General features: G+C 42.7%; 31 protein-coding genes. All 31 read left to right on the plus strand.

All coding sequences use genetic code 11. The annotated features are described in order from the left end of the window. The first annotated feature begins 3 nt into the window (after positions 1-3). The 31 genes from NST85_RS11955 to frr all read left to right on the plus strand — a co-directional run bounded on the left by NST85_RS11955 (position 4) and on the right by frr (position 25,793). Positions 4-546 (plus strand): flagellar hook assembly protein FlgD, encoded by a 543-nt coding sequence (locus tag NST85_RS11955; RefSeq protein WP_341189411.1) that lies wholly within the window; start codon positions 4-6, stop codon positions 544-546. After that, a complete protein-coding gene (locus tag NST85_RS11960; RefSeq protein WP_211350071.1) occupies positions 543-923 on the plus strand; it encodes a TIGR02530 family flagellar biosynthesis protein in 381 nt (126 codons plus the stop codon). Before NST85_RS11955 ends, NST85_RS11960 begins: the two co-directional genes overlap by 4 nt. A 90-nt stretch (positions 924-1,013) precedes the next feature. Then, positions 1,014-1,832 carry a flagellar basal body rod protein FlgG gene (gene flgG, locus NST85_RS11965; protein ID WP_341189412.1) on the plus strand — a complete coding sequence of 273 codons (819 nt, stop codon included), beginning with the start codon at positions 1,014-1,016 and terminating at the stop codon, positions 1,830-1,832. Positions 1,833-1,947: 115 nt separating this feature from the next. Further along, positions 1,948-2,172 (plus strand): flagellar FlbD family protein, encoded by a 225-nt coding sequence (locus NST85_RS11970; RefSeq protein ID WP_127191780.1) that lies wholly within the window; start codon positions 1,948-1,950, stop codon positions 2,170-2,172. Continuing rightward, positions 2,169-2,642, plus strand: a complete 474-nt coding sequence (locus tag NST85_RS11975; RefSeq protein ID WP_127191779.1) for a flagellar basal body-associated FliL family protein — start codon at positions 2,169-2,171, stop codon at positions 2,640-2,642. Before NST85_RS11970 ends, NST85_RS11975 begins: the two co-directional genes overlap by 4 nt. 40 nt (positions 2,643-2,682) lie before the next feature. After that, positions 2,683-3,681 carry a flagellar motor switch protein FliM gene (gene fliM, locus NST85_RS11980; RefSeq protein ID WP_127191778.1) on the plus strand — a complete coding sequence of 333 codons (999 nt, stop codon included), beginning with the start codon at positions 2,683-2,685 and terminating at the stop codon, positions 3,679-3,681. After that, the gene (gene fliY / locus NST85_RS11985) at positions 3,671-4,849 is read left to right on the plus strand and encodes a flagellar motor switch phosphatase FliY (RefSeq protein WP_127191777.1); all 1,179 of its coding nucleotides are present in this window, start codon (positions 3,671-3,673) and stop codon (positions 4,847-4,849) included. Before fliM ends, fliY begins: the two co-directional genes overlap by 11 nt. 27 nt (positions 4,850-4,876) lie before the next feature. Further along, positions 4,877-5,242: a response regulator gene (locus NST85_RS11990; RefSeq protein ID WP_127191776.1), complete on the plus strand. Its 366-nt coding sequence runs from the start codon at positions 4,877-4,879 to the stop codon at positions 5,240-5,242. Between the two features lie 9 nt (positions 5,243-5,251). Continuing rightward, on the plus strand, positions 5,252-5,785 hold the full coding sequence (locus NST85_RS11995; protein ID WP_127191775.1) for a flagellar biosynthetic protein FliO: 534 nt from the start codon (positions 5,252-5,254) through the stop codon (positions 5,783-5,785). Then, entirely contained in the window at positions 5,782-6,543 is a 762-nt protein-coding gene (fliP, locus tag NST85_RS12000; protein ID WP_127191774.1) for a flagellar type III secretion system pore protein FliP, read from the plus strand. Before NST85_RS11995 ends, fliP begins: the two co-directional genes overlap by 4 nt. A gap of 36 nt (positions 6,544-6,579) precedes the next feature. Further along, the gene (fliQ, locus tag NST85_RS12005; protein WP_127191773.1) at positions 6,580-6,849 is read left to right on the plus strand and encodes a flagellar biosynthesis protein FliQ; all 270 of its coding nucleotides are present in this window, start codon (positions 6,580-6,582) and stop codon (positions 6,847-6,849) included. A gap of 12 nt (positions 6,850-6,861) precedes the next feature. Beyond that, on the plus strand, positions 6,862-7,650 hold the full coding sequence (gene fliR / locus NST85_RS12010; protein WP_307399875.1) for a flagellar biosynthetic protein FliR: 789 nt from the start codon (positions 6,862-6,864) through the stop codon (positions 7,648-7,650). 20 nt (positions 7,651-7,670) lie between these two features. After that, a complete protein-coding gene (gene flhB / locus NST85_RS12015) occupies positions 7,671-8,759 on the plus strand; it encodes a flagellar biosynthesis protein FlhB (RefSeq protein ID WP_341189413.1) in 1,089 nt (362 codons plus the stop codon). After that, entirely contained in the window at positions 8,759-10,816 is a 2,058-nt protein-coding gene (gene flhA, locus NST85_RS12020; RefSeq protein WP_341189414.1) for a flagellar biosynthesis protein FlhA, read from the plus strand. Before flhB ends, flhA begins: the two co-directional genes overlap by 1 nt. Beyond that, positions 10,813-12,198 carry a flagellar biosynthesis protein FlhF gene (flhF, locus tag NST85_RS12025; RefSeq protein WP_341189415.1) on the plus strand — a complete coding sequence of 462 codons (1,386 nt, stop codon included), beginning with the start codon at positions 10,813-10,815 and terminating at the stop codon, positions 12,196-12,198. Before flhA ends, flhF begins: the two co-directional genes overlap by 4 nt. Next, positions 12,198-13,085, plus strand: a complete 888-nt coding sequence (locus NST85_RS12030) for a MinD/ParA family protein (RefSeq protein WP_127191938.1) — start codon at positions 12,198-12,200, stop codon at positions 13,083-13,085. The genes flhF and NST85_RS12030 overlap by 1 nt, the downstream gene beginning before the upstream one ends. Positions 13,086-13,114: 29 nt before the next feature. After that, entirely contained in the window at positions 13,115-14,548 is a 1,434-nt protein-coding gene (locus NST85_RS12035; RefSeq protein ID WP_127191769.1) for a protein-glutamate methylesterase/protein-glutamine glutaminase, read from the plus strand. Between the two features lie 28 nt (positions 14,549-14,576). Then, on the plus strand, positions 14,577-16,652 hold the full coding sequence (locus NST85_RS12040; RefSeq protein WP_127191768.1) for a chemotaxis protein CheA: 2,076 nt from the start codon (positions 14,577-14,579) through the stop codon (positions 16,650-16,652). Between the two features lie 68 nt (positions 16,653-16,720). Further along, on the plus strand, positions 16,721-17,182 hold the full coding sequence (locus NST85_RS12045; RefSeq protein WP_127191767.1) for a chemotaxis protein CheW: 462 nt from the start codon (positions 16,721-16,723) through the stop codon (positions 17,180-17,182). 23 nt (positions 17,183-17,205) lie between these two features. Next, complete coding sequence (locus tag NST85_RS12050; RefSeq protein WP_370877725.1) at positions 17,206-17,814, plus strand: chemotaxis protein CheC; 609 nt, start codon at positions 17,206-17,208, stop codon at positions 17,812-17,814. Next, positions 17,807-18,304 carry a chemotaxis protein CheD gene (locus NST85_RS12055; protein ID WP_127191765.1) on the plus strand — a complete coding sequence of 166 codons (498 nt, stop codon included), beginning with the start codon at positions 17,807-17,809 and terminating at the stop codon, positions 18,302-18,304. Before NST85_RS12050 ends, NST85_RS12055 begins: the two co-directional genes overlap by 8 nt. Positions 18,305-18,306: 2 nt before the next feature. Beyond that, complete coding sequence (locus tag NST85_RS12060; RefSeq protein WP_127191764.1) at positions 18,307-18,729, plus strand: hypothetical protein; 423 nt, start codon at positions 18,307-18,309, stop codon at positions 18,727-18,729. A gap of 15 nt (positions 18,730-18,744) precedes the next feature. After that, entirely contained in the window at positions 18,745-19,533 is a 789-nt protein-coding gene (locus tag NST85_RS12065; RefSeq protein WP_127191763.1) for a FliA/WhiG family RNA polymerase sigma factor, read from the plus strand. Between the two features lie 34 nt (positions 19,534-19,567). Beyond that, the gene (locus tag NST85_RS12070) at positions 19,568-20,965 is read left to right on the plus strand and encodes a DUF342 domain-containing protein (protein ID WP_127191762.1); all 1,398 of its coding nucleotides are present in this window, start codon (positions 19,568-19,570) and stop codon (positions 20,963-20,965) included. 62 nt (positions 20,966-21,027) lie between these two features. Beyond that, positions 21,028-21,342 carry a hypothetical protein gene (locus tag NST85_RS12075; RefSeq protein WP_307399793.1) on the plus strand — a complete coding sequence of 105 codons (315 nt, stop codon included), beginning with the start codon at positions 21,028-21,030 and terminating at the stop codon, positions 21,340-21,342. Between the two features lie 16 nt (positions 21,343-21,358). After that, complete coding sequence (locus NST85_RS12080; RefSeq protein WP_246054024.1) at positions 21,359-21,982, plus strand: hypothetical protein; 624 nt, start codon at positions 21,359-21,361, stop codon at positions 21,980-21,982. Then, on the plus strand, positions 21,979-22,596 hold the full coding sequence (locus NST85_RS12085) for an endolytic transglycosylase MltG (protein WP_127191760.1): 618 nt from the start codon (positions 21,979-21,981) through the stop codon (positions 22,594-22,596). Before NST85_RS12080 ends, NST85_RS12085 begins: the two co-directional genes overlap by 4 nt. A gap of 217 nt (positions 22,597-22,813) precedes the next feature. Further along, on the plus strand, positions 22,814-23,512 hold the full coding sequence (gene rpsB / locus NST85_RS12090; RefSeq protein ID WP_127191759.1) for a 30S ribosomal protein S2: 699 nt from the start codon (positions 22,814-22,816) through the stop codon (positions 23,510-23,512). 209 nt (positions 23,513-23,721) lie between these two features. Continuing rightward, positions 23,722-24,372 carry a translation elongation factor Ts gene (gene tsf, locus NST85_RS12095; protein ID WP_127191758.1) on the plus strand — a complete coding sequence of 217 codons (651 nt, stop codon included), beginning with the start codon at positions 23,722-23,724 and terminating at the stop codon, positions 24,370-24,372. A 138-nt stretch (positions 24,373-24,510) separates the two neighbouring features. After that, entirely contained in the window at positions 24,511-25,239 is a 729-nt protein-coding gene (gene pyrH / locus NST85_RS12100) for a UMP kinase (protein ID WP_127191757.1), read from the plus strand. Then, on the plus strand, positions 25,239-25,793 hold the full coding sequence (gene frr, locus NST85_RS12105) for a ribosome recycling factor (protein ID WP_127191756.1): 555 nt from the start codon (positions 25,239-25,241) through the stop codon (positions 25,791-25,793). The genes pyrH and frr overlap by 1 nt, the downstream gene beginning before the upstream one ends. Positions 25,794-25,853 lie beyond the last annotated feature (60 nt).

Here is a 25,853-nt window from a genome sequence, read left to right on the forward strand (position 1 = left end):
CTCATGGCGGATGTAATACCAACCAATGTATCGTGGCCTAATTACTCAGCAGGAAATGTGGCCAAAGCTAGTGCAAAGAGTTCTAGTTTAGGTAAGGATGATTTTCTAAAGTTGATGATGGCCCAAATGCAAAATCAGGACCCGTTATCACCTATGGATAACACTCAAATGGTTGCTCAAATGGCTCAGTTTACTTCAGTTGAACAACTTGTAAAGATTTATGATCAATTGTCGGTTATGAGTCAGTCGCTTGGGAATAATTCCGGGTTGATCGGGAAGGAAGTCAGTTGGACTATACAAACGAAGACTGGTGACTATTCGATTGAAACTGGTAAAGCAGAAGTGATTACCGAGAAGGCAAGCGGAATTGTGGATTCAATCGTCGTTCGAAGCGGTGTTCACTACGTTAAAGTTGGTGAGAAGGAAATTCCGATCGACGAGATTGTACAGGTGGACAATGCTACTGAAGTTGAAGAACCAATAGTACCGGAAGAGCCAGCAGCACCGGATGTACCAAGTGATACCAACGGAGTTGGAGAATCATGAATCCTATAAAAGTAGGACAGTTATATCCCGGAAGAATTCAGCCGAATACGTTACAACCAACAAAGAACAGTCAGGCTAACGCTGGACAAGGAACCTCTTTCAAGGAAATGCTGCAAGATCGACTCGTATATTTCAGTAACCATGCGGTCAAGCGCTTGGAACAAAGAGGTATTGAGTTAAAGCCTGAACAATTGAATCAGATCGAAAATGCTATTGATAATGCCGCTGCTAAGGGAGCGAAGGATTCTCTCATTCTGATGAAGGATATGGCCCTCATTGTAAATGTGGATAATCGTACAGTTGTTACAGCGATGGATGGTAATAGCATGAAAGACAATGTTTTTACGAAAATCGATAGTGCAGTTATTATTTCATAATTGGCTGGCCCGGAGACGGAAAGCCATGAGTCGCGGATCGACTGATGCGGCTCAAGCTATTATTTTAATTCCTGGGAGGAATGAGAACGCATGTTAAGATCAATGTATTCGGGCGTTTCTGGGATGCGCGGGTTTCAAACGAAACTTGACGTAATCGGAAACAATATTGCTAACGTAAACACAGTAGGTTTTAAATCTGGTCGAGTAATGTTTAAGGATATTATGAGTCAGACGGTTTCCGGTGTTACCCCACCAGTAGAGGCAGAATCCGGAGGTGCGAATGCGAAGCAAATCGGGTTAGGTGTTTCCATCGGTTCAGTTGATACGTTGCACACGGGCGGAAGTGCGATGACCACGAATAACCCGCTTGACTTACGTGTCGACGGAGATGGATTTTTTCTAGTGAAGCTGTCAGCGGATCAAGAAGTTCCTTTCCTTACGAGAGCTGGTGACTTTCATCTGGATGCAGCACGGCAGTTAGTTACCTCTGATGGTCTACTTGTATGTGATGCTGGAGGCGAGCCAGTCATCATTGGTGATGATGTGACTGCTTTCTCCGTAGCGCAGAATGGTATGATCATTCAGAAATTAAACACAGGTGAAACAGGAGAAGGCCAACAAATCGGCTTAGCTAAAGTAACTAATCCCGAAGGTCTAGAGAAAATTGGTGGTAACTTGTACAGAATCACTTTAAACGCAAATCTTGAAGGTGAACTTGAGCCAACAACTGCGAATAATGCTGAAATTGGCACAGGTGCAATCATTTCTGGTCAGTTAGAAATGTCTAACGTTGACCTGACTGGTGAATTCACTGAGATGATCGTGGCACAACGTGGTTTCCAAGCGAACTCACGTATTATCACTACTTCGGATGAAGTATTGCAGGAAGTTGTCAATTTGAAACGTTAAGATAGGGAACAGCGGGGGAGGATTTATCTCCTCCTTCGCCTCCTTTATAAGACGATTCAAACGGTGTTTTCGATAAGAAGCGGGATTTTCCCGTTACCAGGATGGGAGGGTTATCATGATTTCTATAACACGTTTAAACGGCTCACAAATGTGGTTGAACGCAATGATGATCGAGACCGTTGAAGAAACACCGGATACATACGTAACCCTTGTTAATGGCAAGCGTATTATCGTTCTCGAGAAGGCTGCTGAAGTTATCGCGAGGGTGAAGGAATATTCCATTGAAATTGGTATACATGCAGCAACTATTAAAGTGCAACAAACGGAGGAATGGTCATGAAGAAAATGCTGCCATGGTTAATTACGATTTTATTATCAATTACGCTGATCGTAGTGGCCGCCGTCTTGCTGATAAGACCTTTAACACAGCCTAGTCCAGGTAATGAGGTTAGAGCCGCCGTCCAGGATGTAACTGTACCATCAGGTTTGTCAGCGGATGAAATTGTTGAAGTAACTTCAACAATAGATGGGATCAAGACGAACTTGTCGGATCCTAGCTATGTAGTAGTAATAGATTTCGCTTTCCAATTGGATCGCAAAACTTCTAAGGAAGCTTTTGACAAAATCAAAGACTTTAAGATTAAGCCACTTATCATTAAGACGCTTGCAGACACTAAGCCAGAGGAATTGAATGGAGCTACAGGTAAAGATAATTTAAGCTCCGAATTAATGAATCTTATCAACAAGTCGCTCCCAGAAGGAAAACTTGTTCAAATCGATATTACTGCTTTCATTATTACAACGATCTAGACGATATCGATAGAATAAATTCTTTGAGGGGGTGAGATGTTTGGTAGATGTATTATCGCAAAACGAGATCGATGCTCTGCTCGCCGCGCTATCTTCTGGCGAAATGGATGCTGAAGAACTTAAGAAGGAAGAAACGCAAAAGAAAATAAGAGCATACGACTTCAAAAGAGCGGTGAGATTTTCCAAAGATCATATCCGCAGCTTAACCCGGATTCATGAGAACTTTGCTCGTTATCTCACCACCTACTTCTCGGCGCAACTTCGTACTTTTGTGCAGATTAGCGTAGTGCAGGTGGAGCAACTCCCTTATGACGAGTTCATTCGTTCCATACCAAAGATGACGATACTTAATATTTTTGAAGCAGAACCCTTAGAAGGAAGAATGGTACTTGAGGTTCATCCCAACGTTGCTTATGCCATGTTAGATAGGCTGCTTGGGGGAATTGGTACAGCTCCTTCCAAGATCGGATCTTTGACCGAGATAGAAACGATTATTATGGAACGTATATTTAGCCGGGCATTTGAGAGTTTGCAAGAAGCCTGGAAGACAATTATAGACATTAAACCGCGGATGGAAGCATTAGAGACAAATCCTCAGTTTATGCAGATTGTCTCTCCGAATGAGACGATTGCGCTCATTTCATTGAGTACCAAAATCGGAGACACAACAGGGATGATAAATTTATGTATCCCTCATGTAGTCATAGAGCCGATTATGCCGAAGCTTTCGGTTCATCATTGGTTTGTATCCCAGAAGAAGTCGCGTATTCCTGAAGAGGTAGAGGCACTTCGAAATCGTGTACACAGAGCAACATTACCGATTATTGCTGAGCTTGGCGAATCACAGCTTACAATTCAAGAATTCTTGGGATTATCACCAGGTGATGTAATTTCCTTGAATAAGCCTGTTCAAGATGGACTGTCCATTATGATAGGAGATAGATTGAAATATATCGGTAGCCCTGGCACGATTAAAGACCGAATCGCCATTCAAATCGATGAAATTGTTAGCGAAGGAGTTGAAGAATTTGACGAGTAAAGATTATTTGTCTCAAGAGGAGATAGACGCTCTGCTCAAGCAGGCGAATCATGATACACCTTCTGAACCAACGGTAGATGACTATTTAACAGCTTTAGAACAAGATGCCCTGGGGGAGATTGGTAACATCACGTTCGGCAGTGCGGCAACAGCTCTTTCAACGTTGTTGAACAAGAAGGTGGATATTACTACCCCTAAAGTATCTATTATTACACGCTCTAAATTTGAAACGGAGTTCCCCAAACCCCATGTGGCGATCCATGTGCAATATGTCGATGGCTTTGAAGGAATGAATTCACTAGTTATCAAGACAAGAGATGCTCAAGTAATTGCAGATCTTATGCTTGGTGGAGAAGGGAATCCGGAAGATGAGGAACTGAATGAAATTCATATCAGCGCCGTTCAAGAAGCGATGAATCAAATGATGGGTTCCTCCGCGACATCGATGTCGACAATTTTCAACCGGTTTGTAAATATTTCACCACCGGGAATCGACATTCTTAATATGTCCAACGGAAACGGGGTAAGCAGTCTTCCTCCCGATGAAACGCTGATCAAGGTATCGTTCAGGTTAATTATCGGAGATTTGATTGATTCGACGATCATGCAGCTTCTTACGGTTAAGTTCTCCAAAGATATGGTAGATAGCCTTATTAATGGATCTTCTGCAGATTCATCACAGAATGAAGTCGCTGCTACAGCGACGCCAGTTGCGCCAGCACAGCCGGTATATGAGTCACCAACGTACTCATCGCCTCCACCTATGCAACAACAGGCTCATTACAATGTCCCTGTAGAGCGCCCTTACAACGAGCCTCAACACTATGGTGGAATGCAAGGACGTAGCTTAAATATTCAACCAGTTCAGTTTTCTAATTTGGGTGCTCCAGGATTCGCGAATGTAGACGACAATAATTTAAATTTATTGATGGACATTCCCCTTAAAGTCACCGTAGAATTAGGAAGGACCCAGAAGCAAATTAAGGATATCTTGGAATTATCTCAAGGTTCAATCATTGAACTAGATAAGCTCGCAGGTGAACCTGTGGATATACTGGTGAACAATAAACTTATCGCCAAAGGTGAAGTCGTAGTTATTGATGAAAATTTTGGTGTTCGTGTTACTGATATTGTTAGCCAATGGGACCGCATACAGAAATTACAATAGTAGAAGTTTAGGGAGGATTTTTAATCAATGGCAAACCGAATTCTAATCGTAGACGATGCTGCTTTTATGAGAATGATGATCCGCGACATTTTATCGAAGAACGGATTCGAAGTTGTGGGTGAAGCGCAAGACGGTGCGCAGGCCATCGAGAAATTCAAAGAATTACATCCAGACCTCATTACGATGGATATCACGATGCCTGAAATGGATGGAATTACTGCACTAAAAGAAATCAAGAAGATCGATCCAAATGCAAAAGTGATTATGTGCTCTGCAATGGGGCAACAAGCGATGGTTATTGATGCGATTCAAGCAGGCGCTAAAGACTTCATCGTTAAACCTTTCCAATCTGATCGGGTTGTCGAAGCTATTAACAAGACACTTGGATTGTAGGTTACGTCCATGCCTGAGATTGAGCCGGATGCTCTACCATCGTATGATATAAATATTTGGGGTAACTTAGTGACGGTCATCGTCGTGTTAGCAATTATTGTTGTTCTAATCATATTGCTGGTCCGTTTCCTAGGGAAAAGAAGTCGTTTTATGTCACAGAGCCGATCGATCCAAACGATGGGAGCTATCGGTCTCGGGCCTAACAAGTCTCTGCAGGTTATTCAAGTAGGAGATAGTGTGTATCTTGTCGGAGTAGGTGAGAACATCTCGCTTGTTGACAAAATTTCTGATCCGAATGAAGTTGCCGTGATTCATCAAGCATTTCAAGAAGAAAACGCTGAGTATCCTGCTTTAACATCGTTGGTGTCCGGCTTCATTTCACGATTCCGCAAGGCACCACAGGAGGCGGAGGAACTGGAGAGTTCGTCCTTCCATGAGGTGTTTCAATCACAGTTGCAAAGAATGCCGAGCCGGACAAGGCAAATGGAAGAACTGTTGAAAGATGAAGAAGAACAATCTATAGATCGGTCGAGGGATTCATGAAGAAGAAGCTCATTATCGTTGGCTTGTTGATTGGGTTATGGAGCATGTTTGCAGTTACCGTAGCCTCGGCAACAACAGTGAATCCGATACCGGATATCGGAATTCAAATCGGAGATTCAGGAGGGGAGCCGAGTACAAGCTCCTTGTCCATCATTCTACTTATCACCGTACTTAGTATCGCACCAGCGATCCTTGTGTTGATGACTAGTTTTACGAGAATAGTTATTGTACTCGGGTTTGTTCGTAGCTCATTAGGGACCCAGCAGATGCCTCCTAACCAGGTTTTAGTGGGATTGGCATTATTTCTGACACTATTTGTTATGAGTCCTACCTTGTCCACGATAAATGAGGTCGCTTTGCAACCTTATCTTAAAGCGGAGATTAGTCAGACGGAAGCACTGAATAAAGCAACCGTACCGATGAAGGAGTTCATGTATACCAATACTCGTCCGAAGGATATCCAATTGTTTATGAGCTACACCAAAACGGAGAAGCCGGCAAGTTATCAGGATATTCCTCTATCAGTGATGGTCCCTGCATTTGCGATTAGTGAACTGAAAACGGCTTTTCAAATGGGATTCATGATATTTATTCCGTTCCTGATTATAGATATTGTTGTTGCCAGTGTTTTGATGGCTATGGGGATGATGATGTTACCTCCGGTTATGATTTCACTGCCGTTTAAAATTTTGTTGTTTGTACTCGTTGATGGCTGGTATTTGATAGTCAAATCTTTGTTGGTCAGCTTCAATACTTGACGAGGCTATTTACTTCTTATTTGAGGGGGAACGGTGATGAGTTCGGAATTTATTATTAGTTTGGCCGGACAAGCCGTTTTTACCGTGCTGAAGGTTAGCGCTCCGATGCTTTTAATTGGTCTGGCTGTCGGCTTAATGGTTAGTATCTTTCAGGCAACAACGCAAATTCAGGAGCAGACGCTTGCCTTTGTACCAAAAATCATTGCTGTATTGGTGGCACTGTTACTATTCGGTCCATGGATTTTATCAACACTTGTTGATTTTACCTATGGAATACTAAACAATCTATCAAGTTTTATCGGTTAGGCTGAAGTGATGATGGAGACTATGATGCAAGGATTATCCGTTTTTATGCTTATTTTTTGTCGAATGACAGCATTTTTTGTAGTAGCACCCATATTTGCATCAAAAACGGTACCTAATACGTTCAAAGTCGGGTTTTCCGCTATGGTCGCCTTTCTGATTCTCTTAATTCAGGGAAGCGATCAAGCTATTCCGATGGATCTGACGTATGTGCTACTTATAATTCGAGAAGTGTTAATCGGATTACTTATAGGTTATGTGGCAGCTCTAATGTTTGCTGTTATTCAAATTGCTGGTTCTTTCATCGATATCCAAATAGGATTTGGGATCGCGAATGTAGTAGACCCGATGACCGGAGCTTCTGCACCAGTTCTGGGGAATCTAAAGTATATGTTTGCTACGTTGCTGTTCTTAAGCATGAATGGGCATCATTATTTGCTGGACGCTGTGATTAGGAGCTATAACTGGATTCCTTTATCAAATGATCTATTTCAACGGATTTACAGTGGGAATTTGGCGGAATTTCTAATCAGGACATTTAGTCAATCATTTCTACTCGCGTTTCAAATGGCGGCGCCACTTGTCGTTGCGCTCTTTCTCACAGACGTTGCGCTCGGTTTCCTGGCTCGTTCGGCCCCTCAATTTAATGTCTTCGTGATCGGTATGCCGTTGAAGATAATTGTTGGATTGAGTGTATTACTCTTGTTGGTTACCACCTTCACCTATACGTTTGAACATTTGTTCACTGTATTGTTCAAATCGTTGCAGGAATTACTGGGTACCATTGGGGATCGGCCAAAGTAGGGATCGGAGGAATCAAGAGGATGTTACGGTATCGCCTAGACTTGCAATTGTTTTCTGGAGAGAAATCAGAGAAAGCTACGCCAAAAAAGAAACAAGATTCCCGTAAAAAGGGTCAAATCGCTAAGAGTCAGGATGTATCGGGAGCACTTATACTTTTGTCCGTCTTTCTTAGCCTGTCGGCGTTTGGTGGTTACATAAAAACTCGACTCGTTTTTTTGTATTCGGATGTTTTTTATCACCGTTTGAGTATGGATGTAACGACAGAGAATGTAATGACAATGTTCAGAAGCTATGGAATCCAGATTCTTTTAGTACTTGCTCCGATTTTTCTAGTAGTAGTAGTAGTTGCTGCTGTTGCTAGTTACGCACAAGTAGGATTTATAATGAGTGGCGAATCACTCAAAATGAAATTCAGTAAATTGAATCCGATAGAGGGTTTTAAAAATATCTTTTCGATGCGCTCCGTCGTTGAATTCTTGAAGTCTATCTTAAAATTGACAGTGATAGGATATCTCGTATTTTCAACAGTCTGGGGTGCAAGAGGATATATTTCCTCACTCAGTCAAGTTACAGTAGAAGCGGCATTCAATTTTACGGCTGAGTTAACGATGAGTTTGGGCATAAAAATTGCCGTTGCATTGTTCGTATTAGGGGTAATAGATTACATTTATCAGAAATATGATCATGCAAAAAAAATGAGAATGTCGAAACAAGATGTCAAAGATGAGTACAAGAAGATGGAAGGCGATCCACTCATCAAGGGTAAAATTCGGGAAAGACAACGGCGCATGGCGCTTCAGCGGATGATGCAGGATGTGCCAAAGGCGGATGTAATTATTACGAACCCAACACATTTTGCTGTAGCACTGAAGTATGATGGATCACAAATGGATGCCCCTCAAGTTGTGGCAAAAGGTCAAGACTATGTGGCTCTGCGAATCAGAGAGATTGCTAAAGAACATGGCGTTATAACAATGGAAAACAAGCCACTAGCACGTGCGCTGTTTCAAAGATCAGAAATTGGGGATGTTATCCCTGCGGATTTGTTCCAGGCCGTGGCTGAAGTATTGGCTTATGTATACAGAATGAAGGGTAAGAGTAAATCTTGATGGGAATCGGAGGCGGACCAGTGAAGAAGGCAAAAGATTTATTCATCCTAATGGGTGTAATCGGCATCGTTCTGTTAATGATTCTTCCGATCCCAACTTGGTTGTTGGATATTCTATTAATTATCAATATCTCGCTATCGTTGATGATATTGTTGGTAGCAATGAATACGAAGGAAGCATTACAGTTTTCCATCTTTCCAGCGATGCTGTTAATAACAACCCTATTCCGGTTGGCGCTAAACGTTTCGACCACCAAGTTGATTCTAGGACAAGCAAAAGCCGGTGATGTTGTAGCTACCTTTGGGGAGTGGGTATCTCAAGGGGAACCCGTAATCGGCTTTGTTGTCTTCCTAATCTTGGTGGTCGTTCAATTTATAGTGATTACCAAAGGTTCGGAACGGGTAGCAGAAGTTGCAGCCAGATTTACCTTGGACGCAATGCCCGGCAAGCAGATGAGTATTGATGCTGACCTTAACGCGGGTCTGATCAATGAACAGCAGGCTCGGGATCGCCGCCGCAAGATTGAGAGAGAAGCGGACTTCTACGGAGCCATGGATGGGGCAAGTAAGTTCGTTAAAGGCGATGCTATCGCTAGTATTATCATCCTAGTTATAAATTTAGTCGGCGGTTTCATTATCGGTATGACGATTCATGGGATGGCGTTTCAAGATGCACTATCTACATATTCTATTCTTACGATTGGCGATGGACTCGTCAGTCAAATTCCGGCATTACTTATTTCGACAGCTGCGGGTTTAATAGTTACACGTGCTTCGTCAGAGGGGAATCTGGCTGACGATATTACTTCACAACTATTCACATATCCTAAACTCATCTATATCGTTGCCGGAACGATCACTCTATTAGGTCTATTTACACCTATCGGTCCTTGGACAACTCTACCATTCGCAGGAATAATGGTGTTTGCTGCCTTAAGAATGCAGAAGAACTTGAACCGTAAACAAGTTGAACAGGAACAGCAAGAGGAGGAACAGCAAATCGAGGAGGTTCGGAGTCCCGAGAGCGTTATCAATCTACTACAAGTAGATCCGATCGAGTTCGAGTTTGGATATGGACTTATCCCATTAGCGGATACTAGTCAAGGTGGAGATTTATTGGATCGAATTATAATGATCCGGCGTCAATGTGCCTTGGAAATGGGACTTGTTGTTCCCGTAATTCGAATTCGCGACAATATTCAACTAAAACCGAACGAATATGTCATTAAAATTAAAGGAAATGTCGTAGGCGGCGGTGAATTACTACTTAATCACTATTTGGCAATGAGTCCTGGGATGGAGGATGATTCCATTACAGGAATCGAGACCCAAGAACCTGCATTTGGGTTACCAGCACTATGGATAGACGAATCTACCAAAGATCGGGCCGAGCAATCAGGATATACGGTAGTAGATCCGCCATCTGTTGTGGCAACGCATTTGACGGAAATGATCAAGAAACATGCGCATGAACTGCTTGGTCGTCAAGAAACGAAGACATTGGTCGACAACCTCAAGGACAATTACGCGGTTCTTGTCGACGAATTAATACCTTCTGTTCTATCGATCGGAGAGGTTCAGAAAGTTCTTGCTAAATTGCTTCGCGAAAAAATATCGATTCGGGATATGGTCACTATTTTCGAAACTCTCGCAGATTATGGCACCTATACCAAGGACCCTGATGTTCTGACGGAATACGTCAGACAGGCACTCTCAAGACAAATTACGCAACAATTCACACAACAGGGAGAGACGATGCGAGTAATCACAGTAGGGCCGATGCTAGAGAAGAAAATCGCTGAGAGCGTTCAACAGAGTGATCAGGGGAGTTATTTAGCACTAGATCCTCAGTCAACTCAAACCATGTTTCAGAAGTTGAATGAGCAGGTCAACCGACTTATTCAATCAGGACAACAGCCGATCGTATTAACGTCTCCGACTATTCGTATGTATTTACGGCAGGTCATTGAGCGGAGTATGCAGGATATTCCGGTATTGTCATATAGTGAACTTGAACCCAATGTTGAAATTCAAAGTGTCGGAGTGGTGAACTTATGAGAGTGAAGCGGTATATCGTTGACACAATGCCCGATGCAATGCAGAAGATACGAGGAGAACTGGGATCCGACGCTGTAATTCTCAGCACGAAGGAGTTGAGAATAGGCGGATTTCTAGGGATGTTTCAGAAGAAGAAAATAGAAGTTATTGCGGCATCAGAGAGCACGGAAAAGGTAGCGCCAAAGGTCGAAATGAAGCGTCCTTCGGTACCGGCATCTCCTCCTATTACAAGGCAGGCCATACCACAGGCGTACCGCAAATCCTCTGAGATGATGTCAAACTCTTCCTCTGCAATCGGGCTGAAGGAGAGACCGGTAGAGGCTTCACTCGAAATGTCCACGGCTTCAGAACGTGTTGTTCAGGTCTCTAGAGCTTCGCCTACTGTGGATAATACACAACAGCAACAACAGCAGAAGTTAGACGAAAGATTATCACTCTTTCTCGATTCGCAACCTAAGGAGACCGTACCTTCGGCTACTGCGGCTCCACATCTCCATAGAGAGACTAAAGAGGATCGATTATTTGAAGAGATTCAGCAAATGAAATCCATGATGAGCAAGTTAGCTAGGCAGCAGGAAGGAGTTCGTGAACTCCCTGCTGCATTATCCGTTTTTCAGGAGCAACTTCAATCGCATGAGATACTTCCTGAATTAGCAGATGAATGGATTGAAGCTGTTTATAACGAATGGGTAGCTCTTGATCAGAAATTGACGGATGAAGAACTTAATAAGTTGATTCGAATTAAAGTAGGGTCGTTTTTGAGTGATAACATCGGTGCAGGGATAAGTGAGCAGACAAAAATTGTTTATATTGCTGGACCAACAGGTGTAGGTAAAACGACGACAATTGCTAAGCTGGCAGCGGATCAAATCTTTCGTGCGCATAAGAAGGTCGGTTTTATCACTGCAGATACATATCGTATTTCAGCGATCGAACAGCTTCGGACCTATGCTTCAATCCTGAATGTGCCGTTGGAAGTTGTACAATCGCCGGGGGATATGCAGCGTGCAAGACAACGTCTTGCAGGTTGTGATCTGATCCTAATGGATACAGCGGGTAGAAATTACCTGAATGAATTGTTTGTCGCGGAGCTTCACAGTTTATTTAGTCCTTCTGAACAAAGTGAAACCTATCTGGTACTGAGCTTGACATCTAAGATTCAGGATATGAAGAGAATAACGGAGAATTTTAGTAGACATGGACTGCAAAAGGTGATCTTTACAAAGCTTGATGAGACTGAAAGCATCGGTCCATTATACAATCTGTTAAATGAATTTCCTTTGAAAGCTTCATATATTACAAACGGGCAGAATGTACCTGATGACCTACTTTCTGTTGATCTAAAAATGTTAACTAACTTGCTCTTGGACGAAAAATCATGATGAGTGATCAAGCCCAATCGCTCAGAAAACTTGTTTCATCACATGACGAGCCTGCTTCACAACCTTTGGTCCGACAATCCGCGCGAATCATAACGGTGAGTAGTGGGAAAGGCGGGGTAGGAAAATCTAACTTTACATTGAATTTTGCACTTGCATTGAAATCATTAGGTCAAAAAGTTCTTTTGTTTGATGCAGATATCGGAATGGCCAATATTGATGTGCTTATGGGAGTCAGACCCAAGTACAGCTTGTATCATTTATTAAAAGGAGAAAGAGATATTTCAGAGATTATTGAACTCGGAACTCATTCTTTACCTTTTATTGCCGGGGGCTCCGGTATGGCCGATTTATTCTCCTTATCTGAATCTGATCTAAATTATTTCACCACGCAAATTGAGCAGATTTCAGAAGAGATGGATTATATCATTTTTGATACAGGTGCCGGTTTGTCAAAAGAAACACTTAAGTTCATAACGGCTGCTGATGAGTGCTTAGTTGTTACAACCCCAGAACCTACTTCGATCACAGATGCTTATGCATTGATTAAAGTGGTTCACGGGCTGGAGGAGGACGTATCCTTCCGATTGATAGTCAACAGAGTTATTGACCAGAGTGAAGCACGACAAGTTGCCGATAAAATTTCTTTGGTTGCTAATAAGTTTCTGGATATAAACATCCCTTTGCTAGGTTATATGAGTGATGATGCTCATGTAATGCAGGCAGTAAAGAAGCAAGTTCCCTTTTCTATTGCATTCCCTGGTTGTCCTGCTGCACAAGATATATATAGTGTAGCAATGAAATATATAGATGTTCCACGGTTTCAACCAAGAGAAACCTTGTCGGGAATCAAAGGATTTATGCATAAATGGCTTAAACGCACGAAATGATTCTGCTAACTAAGAACAGGGGTGGAACAATGGGGCCTTATCGAATCATGGTGGTTGACGATTCGGCGTTCATGCGAAAAATTGTGTCGGATCTCATTGAACAGGATCCATCATTTAAAGTTGAGGCTACAGCAAGAAACGGGTTTGAAGCCGTGGAGAAAATTGCCGAATTCTCTCCAGACCTGGTGACTATGGACGTGGAAATGCCGGATATGAATGGGTTGGAGGCGCTCAAAATTATTATGGAGCGACACCCACTTCCTGTTATTATGCTCTCTGGTATTAATGAGCAGGGCACGAGAGAAACCATTATGGCACTGGAACTTGGTGCATTTGATTTCATCCGTAAGCCTTCTTCTTCGACCAGTTCCCATGATATCGAGCAAGTCGGACGAGATCTTAGGGAACAAATTGCGGCAGCAATGCTCATGAAAGAAAGACGAGCAGCACGAGAGGCTATCCAAATCATAGAAAAGGAACTCCTTTCTCCAATTCCACAGGAATTGTTTAAGCCCTTGACTCCATTAAAGTCTAGGAATGTACCTTCAGTAGTCAAGAAGCCAGTTAAGACAGATATTGTCCGAAATGGTGGAACGACGAAAAAGGTAGATAGTCAGGAAGGTTCAGTTCATAAACCATTGTCGCCTTCGACACGGAGGAATCCGGATGAAAGTCTTACGAAGATAAATCCGGTTCTAGAGGAACTTCGTGATTACATCGGACAAATCGTCGGGAGAACGTCGAAGAAGGACAAACCTGATCCTATTAGTCAGCGCAAGCGCCAAGAGCTTACGACGAAGATGAATCCTAGCGACTTATTAACTTCCAAAGTAGAATCTAAGGACATGGTTGCAAGGAATGAGATTGGACCTAGTACACATACAAGCTTCACAGATTTGGTAGCGATCGGTACCTCTACAGGTGGGCCTAAGGCGCTGAAAGTAGTGCTCGAGAGAATCCCTGCGGATTTCCCAGCTCCTATAGTTATTGTGCAACATATGCCCGCAAATTTCACGAAATCGTTAGCTCAGCGTTTAAATAGTTTATGCTCTTTGAACGTAGTGGAGGCGGAAGAAGGAATGGAATTGCTCACCGGAACGGCATACATTGCCCCTGGTGGTTTTCATATAAATGTCATAAAAGGTCATGAAGGCAGGCACAGGCTGACTTTATCGAAGCAAGAACTTCGTAATGGGCACAGGCCATCAGTAGATGTCTTGTATGAATCACTAAGACCGTTACACTCGTTGAAACGGCATATTGTTCTTTTGACCGGTATGGGTAGTGATGGGGCGAAGGTTATGAAACAGTTGTACGATGATGGTGTGACCTCGACCATTGCCGAGAGTGAAGAAACCTGTGTAGTATACGGAATGCCACGCTCTGCGATTGAATTAAAATGCGTCACCCACGTTTTACCGTTACATGAGATTGGTCCTAAGCTGGTACAAGTAGTGAAATAACGGAATCTCTTGAAGGAGGTGCCTCACCATGGACATGAATCAATATTTATCCATGTTTATCGATGAGTCGAATGATCACTTACAGTCATTAAATGAAAATATGCTGGGGCTAGAGCAGCATCCGGACGATATTAGTATCGTTCAGGTCATTTTTCGTTCCGCCCATACCCTTAAGGGGATGGCCGCAACAATGGGTTTTGAAGACTTAGCTTCTTTGACGCATCAAATGGAGAATGTATTAGATTTAGTACGTAACGATAAGTTGAAGATGCAGGAAATTATTTTTGATACGTTATTCCAAAGTCTTGATGCCTTACAATCGATGGTACAGGATATTACTCAGGGTGGAGAAGGTAAGGCAGATGTTAGTTCGATCGTGTCCGCTTTACAAGGAATTGTGAATGGAGATATGACTACTGCAGCAAGCAGTACTCCAGCAAATGTAACTTCATCTTCATCTCATGAGGGCACTGCCGTTCAACTTGATGAATACCAATATTCAGTATTGGAGCAATCCATTGCTGAGGGCCATAAGGTGATGTTCATTGAAGTCGCAATTCGGCAGGATTGTCAACTTAAAGCTGCACGCGCATATCTAGTGTTTGACTTGCTAGAGCGTTATGGGGAAGTTGTCAAATCCCATCCGTCAGTACAGGAAATAGAACAAGAGAAATTCGATCGGAGCTTTTCCCTCTATTACATAACTCAGAAAGATTCTTCAGAAATGAAGAGCATGATTCTAAATTTATCGGAAATTGATTCTGCTGAGGTTGTTGCACTTGATCAAGAAACATTAAGTCAACTGTCTTTTGGACACAAAGAAGCTAGTGCAACGTCGGCTCCTTCTATTGAGCCAACTACTCAACCTATTGTTGCGGAACCTGCTTCGAAGTTAGCGGTGACTGAAGAGAATAAAAATGGCGCTCGTGCGACAGGCGGAACGGCAGCAGCTCCTTCACGTACCATTCGAGTTGATATTGAACGACTTGATGTACTGATGAATCTGCTTAGTGAATTGCTTATTGACCGTTCAAGGCTTGAGCAATTAGCCGATGAAGTAAGACGACCAGATTTAACGGAAACGGTAGAGCATATGAGCCGTGTAGGCAGTGATCTACAGAATATCGTATTAAAATTACGGATGGTACCAGTTGATACCGTATTTAATCGTTTTCCTCGGATGGTTCGTGACCTAGCGAAATCGTTGGACAAGAAAATTGATCTTGTAGTTATAGGTGCTGAAACGGAACTAGATCGTACCGTAATTGACGAGATTGGTGATCCACTTGTTCACCTTCTACGTAATGCAGTTGACCATGGCGTTGAACCCACAGCGAAACGTATTGCTGCTGGTAAGCCGGAGACAGGAATCATTGAACTACGGGCATTCCATAGTGGTAATCATGTCTTCATCGAAATTGAGGATGACGGTAGCGGCATAGACCGAGATATCATTTTGGCAAAAGCATTGAAGAACGGCATTGTTACAGAGAGTGAAGGAGCAGCAATGACGGATGAACAGGTCTATATGTTACTGTTCGCTGCTGGATTTAGTACAGCGGAAGTCATTTCTGATATCTCTGGTCGTGGAGTTGGCTTGGACGTTGTCAAAACAAAGATCAACTCGCTTAGTGGCGTGGTATCTGTAACTTCTAAGCTAGGTAAAGGTACTAAATTCTCTGTTCAACTTCCACTTACGCTGTCTATCATTTCTGCGATGTTGATCAAGGTTGGCTCTGAGAAATACGCGATCCCATTGTCCTCTATTATTGAGACGGGTCTAATCAAACGGAACCAAATCCGTAATGTCCATGGTTATACGATGATCCCATATCGTGATACTCATATCCCATTGCTTTCATTGGCTGACCTTTTTCAAGTGAAAGATTTTGATGAGGACAGTGAAGAGGAAACAGAGATTATTGTCATTCATAAAGGTGACAGATTGGCGGCATTGACGGTGGAGGATTTCATTGGACAAAGTGAAATTGTCATAAAACATCTTGGTAAGTATCTACCTTCGATTCAGGGGATTGCTGGTGCCACAATTCTAGGAGACGGGCAAGTAGCACTTATTATTGATTCGAATGCTTTCATTAAATAGGTCGATGGTCGATTTATACTCGGACAGGCTTAAATCACGTCTGACGGGATCATTAAGGAGGGAATTTCATGGGAGTTGAAATTAAAGTCATCGTTTTTAAGTTGGGACAAGAAGAATACGGAATTGAAGTGGATAAAGTACAAACGATCGAGCGTATGATGCCGATTACACGCGTTCCCAAAACACTGGCATTTGTAAAAGGGGTAATTAATCTTCGTGGTGTAGTTATTCCAGTGATTGACCTTCGCGGTCGCTTCGGCATAGCGGAGGCCGATCATACCGATCAGACACGGATCATTATTGTTTCTGCTAATGAAATGGAAGTTGGTTTCATTGTAGATTCCGCTAATGATGTTATTGATCTTAATACAGACATCATTGATTCACCACCGGATGTTGTTGGAGGAATCAAAGCGAAATATCTGCAAGGTGTGGCCCGTATTTCAGAAGAGCGGCTTCTTGTTATGTTGAATTTATCCGAGGTACTTAATCGGAATGAAATCATTCAATTGGAAAGCTTAGAGGGGTAAATGTGGTGAATCTGTTTGAAGGCATGGAAGATTTCAAAATGGATGTACTGAAGGAAGTCGGTAATATTGGAGCTGGCAATGCCGCGACAGCTCTTTCAAGAATACTTGACAAGCCTATTGACATGGCAGTTCCTAAAGTGCAAATGCTACCTTTTGAAGCAATTACAGACCGCGTGGGTGGGGCTGAGAATATTGTACTTGCTGTCTTCTTCCGGGTGGAGGGGGATGCGCCGGGTAACCTGTTCTTCATCCTCAGCCCTGATGCGGCAAAGAATTTACTGCATCGTCTGGCAGGACTCGAAGTCGAAAGCGGGGAAGAATTCTCTGAAATGGAGTGGTCAGCCCTTTCAGAGATTGGCAATATTCTAGCAGGATCCTATTTATCTTCATTGGCTGATTTCACTTCACTCTCGATGATCCCAACAGTACCTGCGCTTGCCATGGATATGGCAGGGGCGATACTCGGCTACGGACTTCTGCAGTTTGGTGAGATGGGGGATTCCGCGCTCGTAATTGATACGACATTTATCGAAGGAAATCATGAGGTGGAAGGACAGTTTTTCCTTATACCTGATCCCGATTCTTTCAGAAAAATCTTCATTGCCTTGGGAGTGCCTATGAATCATGATTGATGAACAGCGGATTGTAAAGGTCGGCATGGCCGAGTTAAACATTATTACTGGGCAGGGATTGATTCGCACAACTGGACTCGGATCTTGCGTGGGATTGACTCTTTTTGATCCGCTTAGTAAAGTGGCTGGCCTTGCGCATGTGATGCTTCCCTCTTCGGACATCGCGCGTGAGGGTGTTCTCAACATTGCTAAGTATGCCGACACAGCTGTACCTGCATTACTAGAGCAATTGCTCAGTATCGGGGCAGCGAAAAGTCGTATTGTTGCTAAGATGGCTGGTGGTTCACAAATGTTTTCGTTTGCAGGTACAGGAGATTCAATGCGAATTGGCCCTCGAAATGTGGAATCTTGTAAAATGAAGCTTTCTGATTTAGGTATCCCACTGCTTGCAGAAGATACGGGGGGAAATTACGGTCGAACCATTGAATTGAATTGTGAATCGGGTATTTTATATATACGTAGCGTACAAAAGGGTGTAAAGGAATTGTAGCCATGACAGGAAAATTGAAATATTGTTGGTTAATTGGTTTTATCGGATTTTTAATTACATTTGCTTCTTCTTCGGGTAATAACTTGTTTATGACGAGTTTGATTCGTGGATTAATTGCTTTTGCGGTTTGGTTTGTACTCTTTTATGCTGCATTTTGGATATTTGGATCTCTCAAAGAATTACCGAATAATTCGGTACAAGAGGAAGAAATATTTGCAGATGAAGAGCAAGGTAAAGGTGGTAGTTTTGATCTAACCACGCCGGATGAGAGTGATGAATTAAATGATCTGTTGAAGCATCCTCCGGCAAATTCAGCACATATCAATGATTTTGCACCATTAAACCCACCAAAATTGGTTAAGACAACTGACGACACAGATACAGAAGAACTGGTTAAGGTCGTTCGTCACCTGACAGAAAAATAAGGAGGGTGAAGGCAATTGAACGAACGGAAGGGATCTACTCTGAATTTCGTTGAGATTTGGGAAAAGTGGAAAGAGCATGGTGATATTGAGGCCAAGAAACAACTTATCGAGAAGTATTTACCTATTGTCGATTATGTTTCGGGACGGCTGGCTGTAGGTCTTCCGAAGAATGTATCTAAAGATGATTTGTCCAGTAACGGTGTTATGGGACTCATTGATGCCGTCGAGAAATTCGACTATAAGCGAGGACTGCAGTTTGAGACTTACGCTTCATGGAGAGTTAGGGGAGCTATATTGGATGGATTACGGCAGGGGGATTGGGTTCCTCGTTCCGTTAGAGAAAAATCCAAAAAGCTAGAAGAGGGCTACCAACAATTAGAGCAACGATATCTTCGCTCAGTAACTGACTCTGAGATGAGCGAGTATTTGAATATTAGTGTGCGAGAGTTTCAAAGTATGTTGCAGGAAGTTGCCGTGATGACGCTTTGCTCTTTGGAAGATCCCATCCGTGAAGAAGAATCGGAAACGAGACTCACGCTTTTAGTGGATGAAAAAGCGAAGAACCCGGATCATAAGGTCCGAGAGTTTTATTTGAAAGATTCTCTTACCAAAGGAATTGAGAAACTGACTGAAAAGGAACGTACAGTAGTCTCCTTGTTGTACTACGAAGATTTATCGCTCAGTGAAATTGCAGAAGTGATGTCTTTGTCACCATCTCGAATTTCACAACTTCATTCTAAAGCTATTTTGCGTCTGCGGGGTAGTTTGGAGAAACATCGTGATTTACTGATGCAGGAAGATTAGTAGGACAGTTTTATGGATGAAAGGGGGACTTATTATGGAACCGATTGGTGAGATTATAAGTGTAACGTTGAATGAAGATAAGACAGTTGCCTACTTGCAATTCTTGAAGAAGGAAGAAAATTTCGCTTGTACAGCGGATGTGTTACGCAATTTTCTTCAGGCAAATGGTGTTAAACATGGTATTCAACAAGACATCGTAGAACGATTTGCAATTAATCCAAGCGAATACTTCTTCAGTAGGACACCGATAGCCATTGGGAGCGAACCTATGGATGGGAGAAACGGGAGTATTCGTTATGCAGTTCGAATGGATGATAACCAACATAAGCCAGCTGAAGATGACGATGGTAAAGTGGATTACAAGGATGTTACGCGATTGAACAATGTTCGCAGAGGACAGATTATCGCGGAACTAGTTCCTGCTGTTCCAGGTCGCCCTGGAATGGCAGTGACTGGAGTAGCCATTCCATGTAAAGACGGGAAACCAGCCATATTCAAACTCGGGAAAAATGTCGTATTGAATCCAGAACAGACTGCGATGTATGCAGCAATTGATGGTCTAGTGACGATGACGGATAAAGGAAAGATGAATGTTTTCCCTATTTATGAAATTAACGGTAACGTCGATTATGGCACCGGTAATATCGATTTTGTAGGTACGGTTGTTATACGAGGAAATGTTCTGACGGGATTCAAAGTTACTGCGGCAGGGGATATTCGTGTAATTGGTGGTGTAGAAGGGGCTGAGTTGTTTGCAGAGGGCTCTATTGAAATCACTGGAGGGATTATTGGCTATAACAAAGGACTTGTTAAAGCCGGACATGTTGTAAAAAGTTCTTTCATCCAAGATGGAAATGTCCAGGCTGGGGAAGATGTGATCGTCTCTCAGAGTATCATGCACTCTAATATCCGCGCTGGTAGGGATGTAATATGTAATGGTACAAAAGGTCTCATTGTTGGTGGTAGTATTCAGGCTGGTGAGAGAGTAAGTGCTAGAATCATTGGAAATCCGATGTCAACAACAACAGTTATTGAAGTTGGGGTTCTTCCGGAACTGCGTAATGAACTGCTTGATTTACGTCAGCAAGTCAAGGATCAATTGGCCAATATGGATAAAACGGAGAAGGCGCTTACACTACTGGATCAATTGGCTTCACTTGGAAGATTGACACCAGATAAAGTGGAGATGCGCTCCAAGCTCGGATCGACCAAGAAGTCGAATGTGCAGGAACTAAATGAAATGAAGGAACGCATGCTTGTCATCGAGAAGACGCTGGAGGATACCGGAAGAGCAAGAGTGGAAGCTCTTAAAATGATCTATGGTGGATCAAAAATCGTTATTGGGCGGTATACGAAATATGTTAAAGAGCCCATTTCGCATATGTCTTTCTACTATAGTGAAGGGGACATTTCTATGTCGTCTTATATCTAGAATTGGCGCCTGAAAGGAAATGGTTTTGTATTCAATTCCTATTATGAGGTGGTCTCATGAATATGAAATCCGTAGAAATGCAAATCGCGATCCCGCGCACTAGCGAAGCGGGCCGTATTCAACAGGATCAACTACAACGACCTCTAAATGAGCAGACTCTGCTGGCGGGACAGAATATAAAGGACAGTGAACTTGAACGTCGGCGGAGCGCAAATGTTGACGAGAGTGCCCATAATACGACCGTAAGGCGAGAAGGAAATGCCTCCTTCAACCAAGAGCAAGAACGAGAACAAACAGAAGAGAAACAGGAAGAGCGAGACAAGAAGCATCCTGCGGAGCATCCTTATAAAGGACGGCATATTGATTTTTCGCTTTAATCTAGGAAGTCAAAAGGTGAGGATAACATTGTCATTTGGAGATCCATGGTTCTATATAGTGCTCATTGGAATTGCTGCAGTTATTTATAGTTTTCTTCTACCAGCGCGGAACACAGCTACTGGTACAAGGAACAATGTTGCGATTGAGCTGGAGACAACGCTTGAACAGTATATGGCAGAAATAGAGAAAGAAAACAAAGAACTCATTGATCTAGTGACACAGATGAAACAAGACTTTACTACCAAACAGTTAGTAGTACAGGAGCAAGTTGCTGAATTACGAGGTCGTATGGTGGAAGTGGAGCATTCAACACATCAAAGTGAGTCCCGACTCGGGATACTCGAAACGGGTTCTCGTAATTTCACGGAGTCTGCAGGGATAATTCATTTGTCTACACAAGAGGACCAGCTTATCAATAGAATGGCAGAGATCGAGGTTGCGGCTGAAGTAGCACCAGTGATATCAGATATTCCTGATCCTGATCCAGAGGCGAAGGAGACAATCCATGACAGATATGCGGAATTGTTCGCTATGTATGAAAGTGGAAGGTCGATTGATATGATTGCTAAGTCTATCGGAATGCAGCGTGGTGAGGTTCAATTGATTTTGCAGTTGGCTAAAAGGGAGGAGTCCCGATGATCAAAAACCGACATTTTATGTTAGGCCTGGGTATTGGTTTGATTATTGGGGCGCTTCTTTTACAGATCATGATGATTGGTCAGGGGAGTTACAAGGCACTAACGACTGTCAAAGAGGTGCAACAAGCTGCAGCTGAGTTAAACCTCAAAGTAGTTGATAATAAAGTGGAATTGCTCACGGAGGACGAGTGGAGAGCGAAATATCCGGAAGATGTCCTGAGCAATGGAGACGTCGAGAAAGGATCGACTGAAGACCCTGTTCAACCGAGTTCTCCAGATTCCCCAACCACACCAGATTCTCCAGTTGAACCAAAAACTGAAACCGATTCCTCGAGTATAAAAAAAGAGGAAGAGATCCAAATTGATACTCCTAAATCCCCAGAAGTACCGGAACCGGTAGTGGTGGAATACAGAATTCGCAGTGGAGCAACGCTTGCTGGTGTTGCAAGTGGTTTGAAAAAAGCAGGAGTCATAAGTGATGAGACTGCTTTTATTAAAAAAGCCTCTGCGAAAGGAATCAATCGTAAATTGCAGGTGGGAACCTACAAGTTTACGAAGGAGGAAGATTTTAACTCTATAATTTCCAAAATTACACTTAAATCGTCAGGAAAGTAATTCGAATTACTTGAACGGACATTAAAAGCCCTAATGGGGCTTTTTTTAGTTCAACTTTGGTTGCATCGACTTCTCATATATGGTATATTAGTTCACGGTGTTATAACGCACGCAGGATGATTTCGCAATGGGTGCTCTCTATATTAGGGAGTCATAGTGAAAGATGAAAACTGCGGAGGAAGCATCAAAAAAACCAAACTATAGGAGGTGCGTGAAGATGGCTGTAATCTCCATGAAACAACTGCTTGAGGCAGGCGTACACTTCGGACACCAGACACGTCGTTGGAACCCGAAAATGGATCGTTATATCTTCACTGAAAGAAACGGAATTTATATTATTGACCTACAAAAAACGGTCAAGAAAGTTGACGAAGCTTATAACTTCGTTAAAAGTATCGCAGAAGACAATGGTACTATTCTCTTCGTGGGTACTAAGAAACAAGCTCAAGATTCAGTTAAAGATGAAGCTGAACGTGCTGGTCAATTCTACATTAACCAACGCTGGCTCGGCGGTACTTTGACTAACTTCCAAACTATTCAAAAACGTATTGATCGTTTGAAAATGTTGGAACTATGGGAAGAAGACGGCACTTTCGCAGTATTGCCGAAGAAAGAAGTTATCCTTCTTCGCAAAGAGAAAGATCGTCTTGAGAAATTCCTTGGCGGAATCAAGAACATGAAAGGTCTGCCAAGCGCCCTGTTCATTATCGATCCTCGTAAAGAGCGCATCGCGGTTGCTGAAGCTCGTAAATTGGGTATTCCAATCGTAGGTATCGTTGATACAAACTGCGATCCAGACGAAATCGACTATGTTATCCCAGGTAACGATGATGCTATTCGTGCGGTTAAATTGTTGACTGCTAAGATGGCTGATGCCGTAATCGAAGGAAACCAAGGCGAACAAACAACAGCGTAATTAAGCCTTATTATGAATAAATTAAATGAGAAAGGGTGGTTGGTAGGTGTCAAACCTCTCACTACCCTTTTTTTTAAAGGATAAAACCTGGAAATTCATACAAACTATATAGACTGACTAAAGTTTCCATGCCCCAAGGATCGACGGGGACTGTTCTCTTTAGATGATTCTATATCTAGAACATATAATTGATATGGAGGTACTTAACAATGGCAGTTGATGCAAAAGCAGTAAAAGAATTACGTGAAAGAACTGGTGCAGGTATGTTGGACTGCAAAAAGGCACTTGAAGAAACTAATAATGATATTACAAAGGCAATCGAATTTCTTCGTGAAAAAGGTCTTGGTGCCGCAGCTAACAAAGCTGGACGTATTGCTACTGAAGGTGTAGTTCAATCTTATATTCACGCTGGAGGACGTATCGGCGTTCTAGTTGAAGTTAACTGTGAAACCGACTTTGTTGCTCTGACAGATCAGTTCAAAGAATTCGCTCGCGACATTGCGATGCATATCGCTGCATCAAACCCTCGTTATGTAAGCCGTGAAGAAGTGCCTCAAGCAGATATTGAGAAGGAAAAAGAAATTCTTAAAGCACAAGCTTTGAACGAAGGCAAACCTGAGAAAATCGTTGAAAAAATGGTTGAAGGTCGCATTGGTAAATACTACGAAGAGTTCTGCTTGATGGAGCAATCTTTTATTAAAGATCCAGATAAAACAATCTCACAATTGCTTAATGAGAAAATTAGCACAATCGGTGAAAACATTTCTATCCGTCGTTTTGTTCGTTACGAACTTGGCGAAGGTCTAGAGAAAAAAGTAGATAATTTCGTAGAAGAAGTTATGTCACAAGTTAACCAATAATAAGCAACTAAGTGCTTCGTATGAATAAAACAAAAAAAGATTTCTTATAATTGAATGTTAGAAAGTTGGAACACGTTGTGTTCCTTCTTTTTTAACCTTATGATGGTTTTAAGGTGCATTCAAAGTGGAGGGTATAATTTGGAACAGCCAGTTTTTAAACGTGTTGTCTTAAAGGTCAGCGGGGAGTCGCTTTCCGGCCAGAACGGCTTTGGGATCGACGCGGATACCATTTCGTCTATCGCTCAGCAGGTGAAGGAAGTGGTAGAGCTCGGCGTCCAGGTCGCAATAGTTTGTGGCGGTGGAAACATTTGGAGAGGTATTGCGGGTAGTGCTAAGGGGATCGACCGTGCTACAGCAGATTACATGGGTATGCTCGCTACTCTCATGAACTCACTCGCATTACAAGATGCTTTAGAGCAAATTGAAGTTCCAACGCGAGTGCAAACTTCGATTGCGATGCATCAAATTGCCGAACCATATATCCGGAGACGGGCGATTCGCCACCTGGAAAAAGGGCGCGTCGTTATTTTCGCCGCAGGAACAGGTAATCCGTTCTTCTCTACCGATACGACTGCAGCACTACGTGCCGCTGAAATCGAGGCAGAAGTCATCTTGATGGCTAAGAACAAAGTAGATGGTGTGTATTCTGCTGACCCATTTGTTGATCCAACAGCTGAGAAGTATGAAGTTCTTACTTATATGGAAGTGCTGAACAAAAACCTGGGTGTCATGGACTCTACAGCTTCGTCTCTTTGTATGGACAATGACATTCCACTCATTGTATTCGCCATTACCGAACAAGGTAATATTAAACGAGTTGTTCTGGGTGAAAAAATCGGAACAATCGTTAAAGGGAGTGTAGATTGATGCCACAATCGGTTAAGAAAAATGCCGAAGAGCGCATGGACAAAGCTATTCAAGCGTTGAAGAGAGATCTTGCAAGTTTGCGTGCAGGGAGAGCAAGCGTTTCGTTGCTCGATCGTATTCAGGTTGATTATTATGGAACTCCAACTCCAATTAATCAGCTTGCAAACATCAATACACCAGATACTCGCACCTTGATGATTCAGCCATGGGATAAATCGTCCTTATCGGAAATTGAGCGGGCGATCCAGAAGTCGGATCTTGGTCTGACACCAGCAAATGATGGTACTATGATTCGTTTATCTATACCAGCATTGACGGAAGAGCGCCGGGTTGATTTAGTCAAAATGACGAAGAAGTTTGGGGAAGAGTCAAAAGTTGCTATTCGGAACATTCGTCGTGATGCTAATGATGATATCAAAAAGTTAGAGAAAAGTGATATTTCTGAAGATGAATCTCACAGATATCAAGAAGATATTCAGAAAGCGACAGACAAGTTTATTGCTGAAGTAGATAAAGTTTTGTCAGCGAAAGAAAAAGAGATTATGGAAGTTTAAGAGACATAAAGCGGCCCCTCCTAATACGGTGGGGTTTTGTCTCTTTTCATCACCGGCTGG

The organism is Paenibacillus sp. FSL K6-2524 (assembly GCF_038005525.1).
GTDB classification, from domain to species: Bacteria; Bacillota; Bacilli; order Paenibacillales; family Paenibacillaceae; genus Fontibacillus; species Fontibacillus anaericanus.

Coding starts and splice junctions, on each gene's coding strand:
- rpsB (WP_127191759.1), top strand. CDS start 22,814: ATGGCTGTAATCTCCATGAAACAACTGCTTGAGGCAGGCGTACACTTC.
- NST85_RS12030 (WP_127191938.1), top strand. CDS start 12,198: ATGAGTGATCAAGCCCAATCGCTCAGAAAACTTGTTTCATCACATGAC.
- NST85_RS11975 (WP_127191779.1), top strand. CDS start 2,169: ATGAAGAAAATGCTGCCATGGTTAATTACGATTTTATTATCAATTACG.
- flgG (WP_341189412.1), top strand. CDS start 1,014: ATGTTAAGATCAATGTATTCGGGCGTTTCTGGGATGCGCGGGTTTCAA.
- NST85_RS12085 (WP_127191760.1), top strand. CDS start 21,979: ATGATCAAAAACCGACATTTTATGTTAGGCCTGGGTATTGGTTTGATT.
- frr (WP_127191756.1), top strand. CDS start 25,239: ATGCCACAATCGGTTAAGAAAAATGCCGAAGAGCGCATGGACAAAGCT.
- fliP (WP_127191774.1), top strand. CDS start 5,782: ATGAAGAAGAAGCTCATTATCGTTGGCTTGTTGATTGGGTTATGGAGC.
- NST85_RS12075 (WP_307399793.1), top strand. CDS start 21,028: ATGAAATCCGTAGAAATGCAAATCGCGATCCCGCGCACTAGCGAAGCG.
- tsf (WP_127191758.1), top strand. CDS start 23,722: ATGGCAGTTGATGCAAAAGCAGTAAAAGAATTACGTGAAAGAACTGGT.
- flhF (WP_341189415.1), top strand. CDS start 10,813: ATGAGAGTGAAGCGGTATATCGTTGACACAATGCCCGATGCAATGCAG.
- NST85_RS12060 (WP_127191764.1), top strand. CDS start 18,307: ATGACAGGAAAATTGAAATATTGTTGGTTAATTGGTTTTATCGGATTT.
- NST85_RS12040 (WP_127191768.1), top strand. CDS start 14,577: ATGGACATGAATCAATATTTATCCATGTTTATCGATGAGTCGAATGAT.
- NST85_RS11990 (WP_127191776.1), top strand. CDS start 4,877: ATGGCAAACCGAATTCTAATCGTAGACGATGCTGCTTTTATGAGAATG.
- flhA (WP_341189414.1), top strand. CDS start 8,759: ATGGGAATCGGAGGCGGACCAGTGAAGAAGGCAAAAGATTTATTCATC.
- flhB (WP_341189413.1), top strand. CDS start 7,671: ATGTTACGGTATCGCCTAGACTTGCAATTGTTTTCTGGAGAGAAATCA.
- NST85_RS11955 (WP_341189411.1), top strand. CDS start 4: ATGGCGGATGTAATACCAACCAATGTATCGTGGCCTAATTACTCAGCA.
- NST85_RS12055 (WP_127191765.1), top strand. CDS start 17,807: ATGATTGATGAACAGCGGATTGTAAAGGTCGGCATGGCCGAGTTAAAC.
- NST85_RS12070 (WP_127191762.1), top strand. CDS start 19,568: ATGGAACCGATTGGTGAGATTATAAGTGTAACGTTGAATGAAGATAAG.
- fliQ (WP_127191773.1), top strand. CDS start 6,580: ATGAGTTCGGAATTTATTATTAGTTTGGCCGGACAAGCCGTTTTTACC.
- NST85_RS12050 (WP_370877725.1), top strand. CDS start 17,206: ATGGAAGATTTCAAAATGGATGTACTGAAGGAAGTCGGTAATATTGGA.
- NST85_RS12045 (WP_127191767.1), top strand. CDS start 16,721: ATGGGAGTTGAAATTAAAGTCATCGTTTTTAAGTTGGGACAAGAAGAA.
- NST85_RS11960 (WP_211350071.1), top strand. CDS start 543: ATGAATCCTATAAAAGTAGGACAGTTATATCCCGGAAGAATTCAGCCG.
- fliR (WP_307399875.1), top strand. CDS start 6,862: ATGGAGACTATGATGCAAGGATTATCCGTTTTTATGCTTATTTTTTGT.
- NST85_RS11970 (WP_127191780.1), top strand. CDS start 1,948: ATGATTTCTATAACACGTTTAAACGGCTCACAAATGTGGTTGAACGCA.
- NST85_RS12035 (WP_127191769.1), top strand. CDS start 13,115: ATGGGGCCTTATCGAATCATGGTGGTTGACGATTCGGCGTTCATGCGA.
- NST85_RS11995 (WP_127191775.1), top strand. CDS start 5,252: ATGCCTGAGATTGAGCCGGATGCTCTACCATCGTATGATATAAATATT.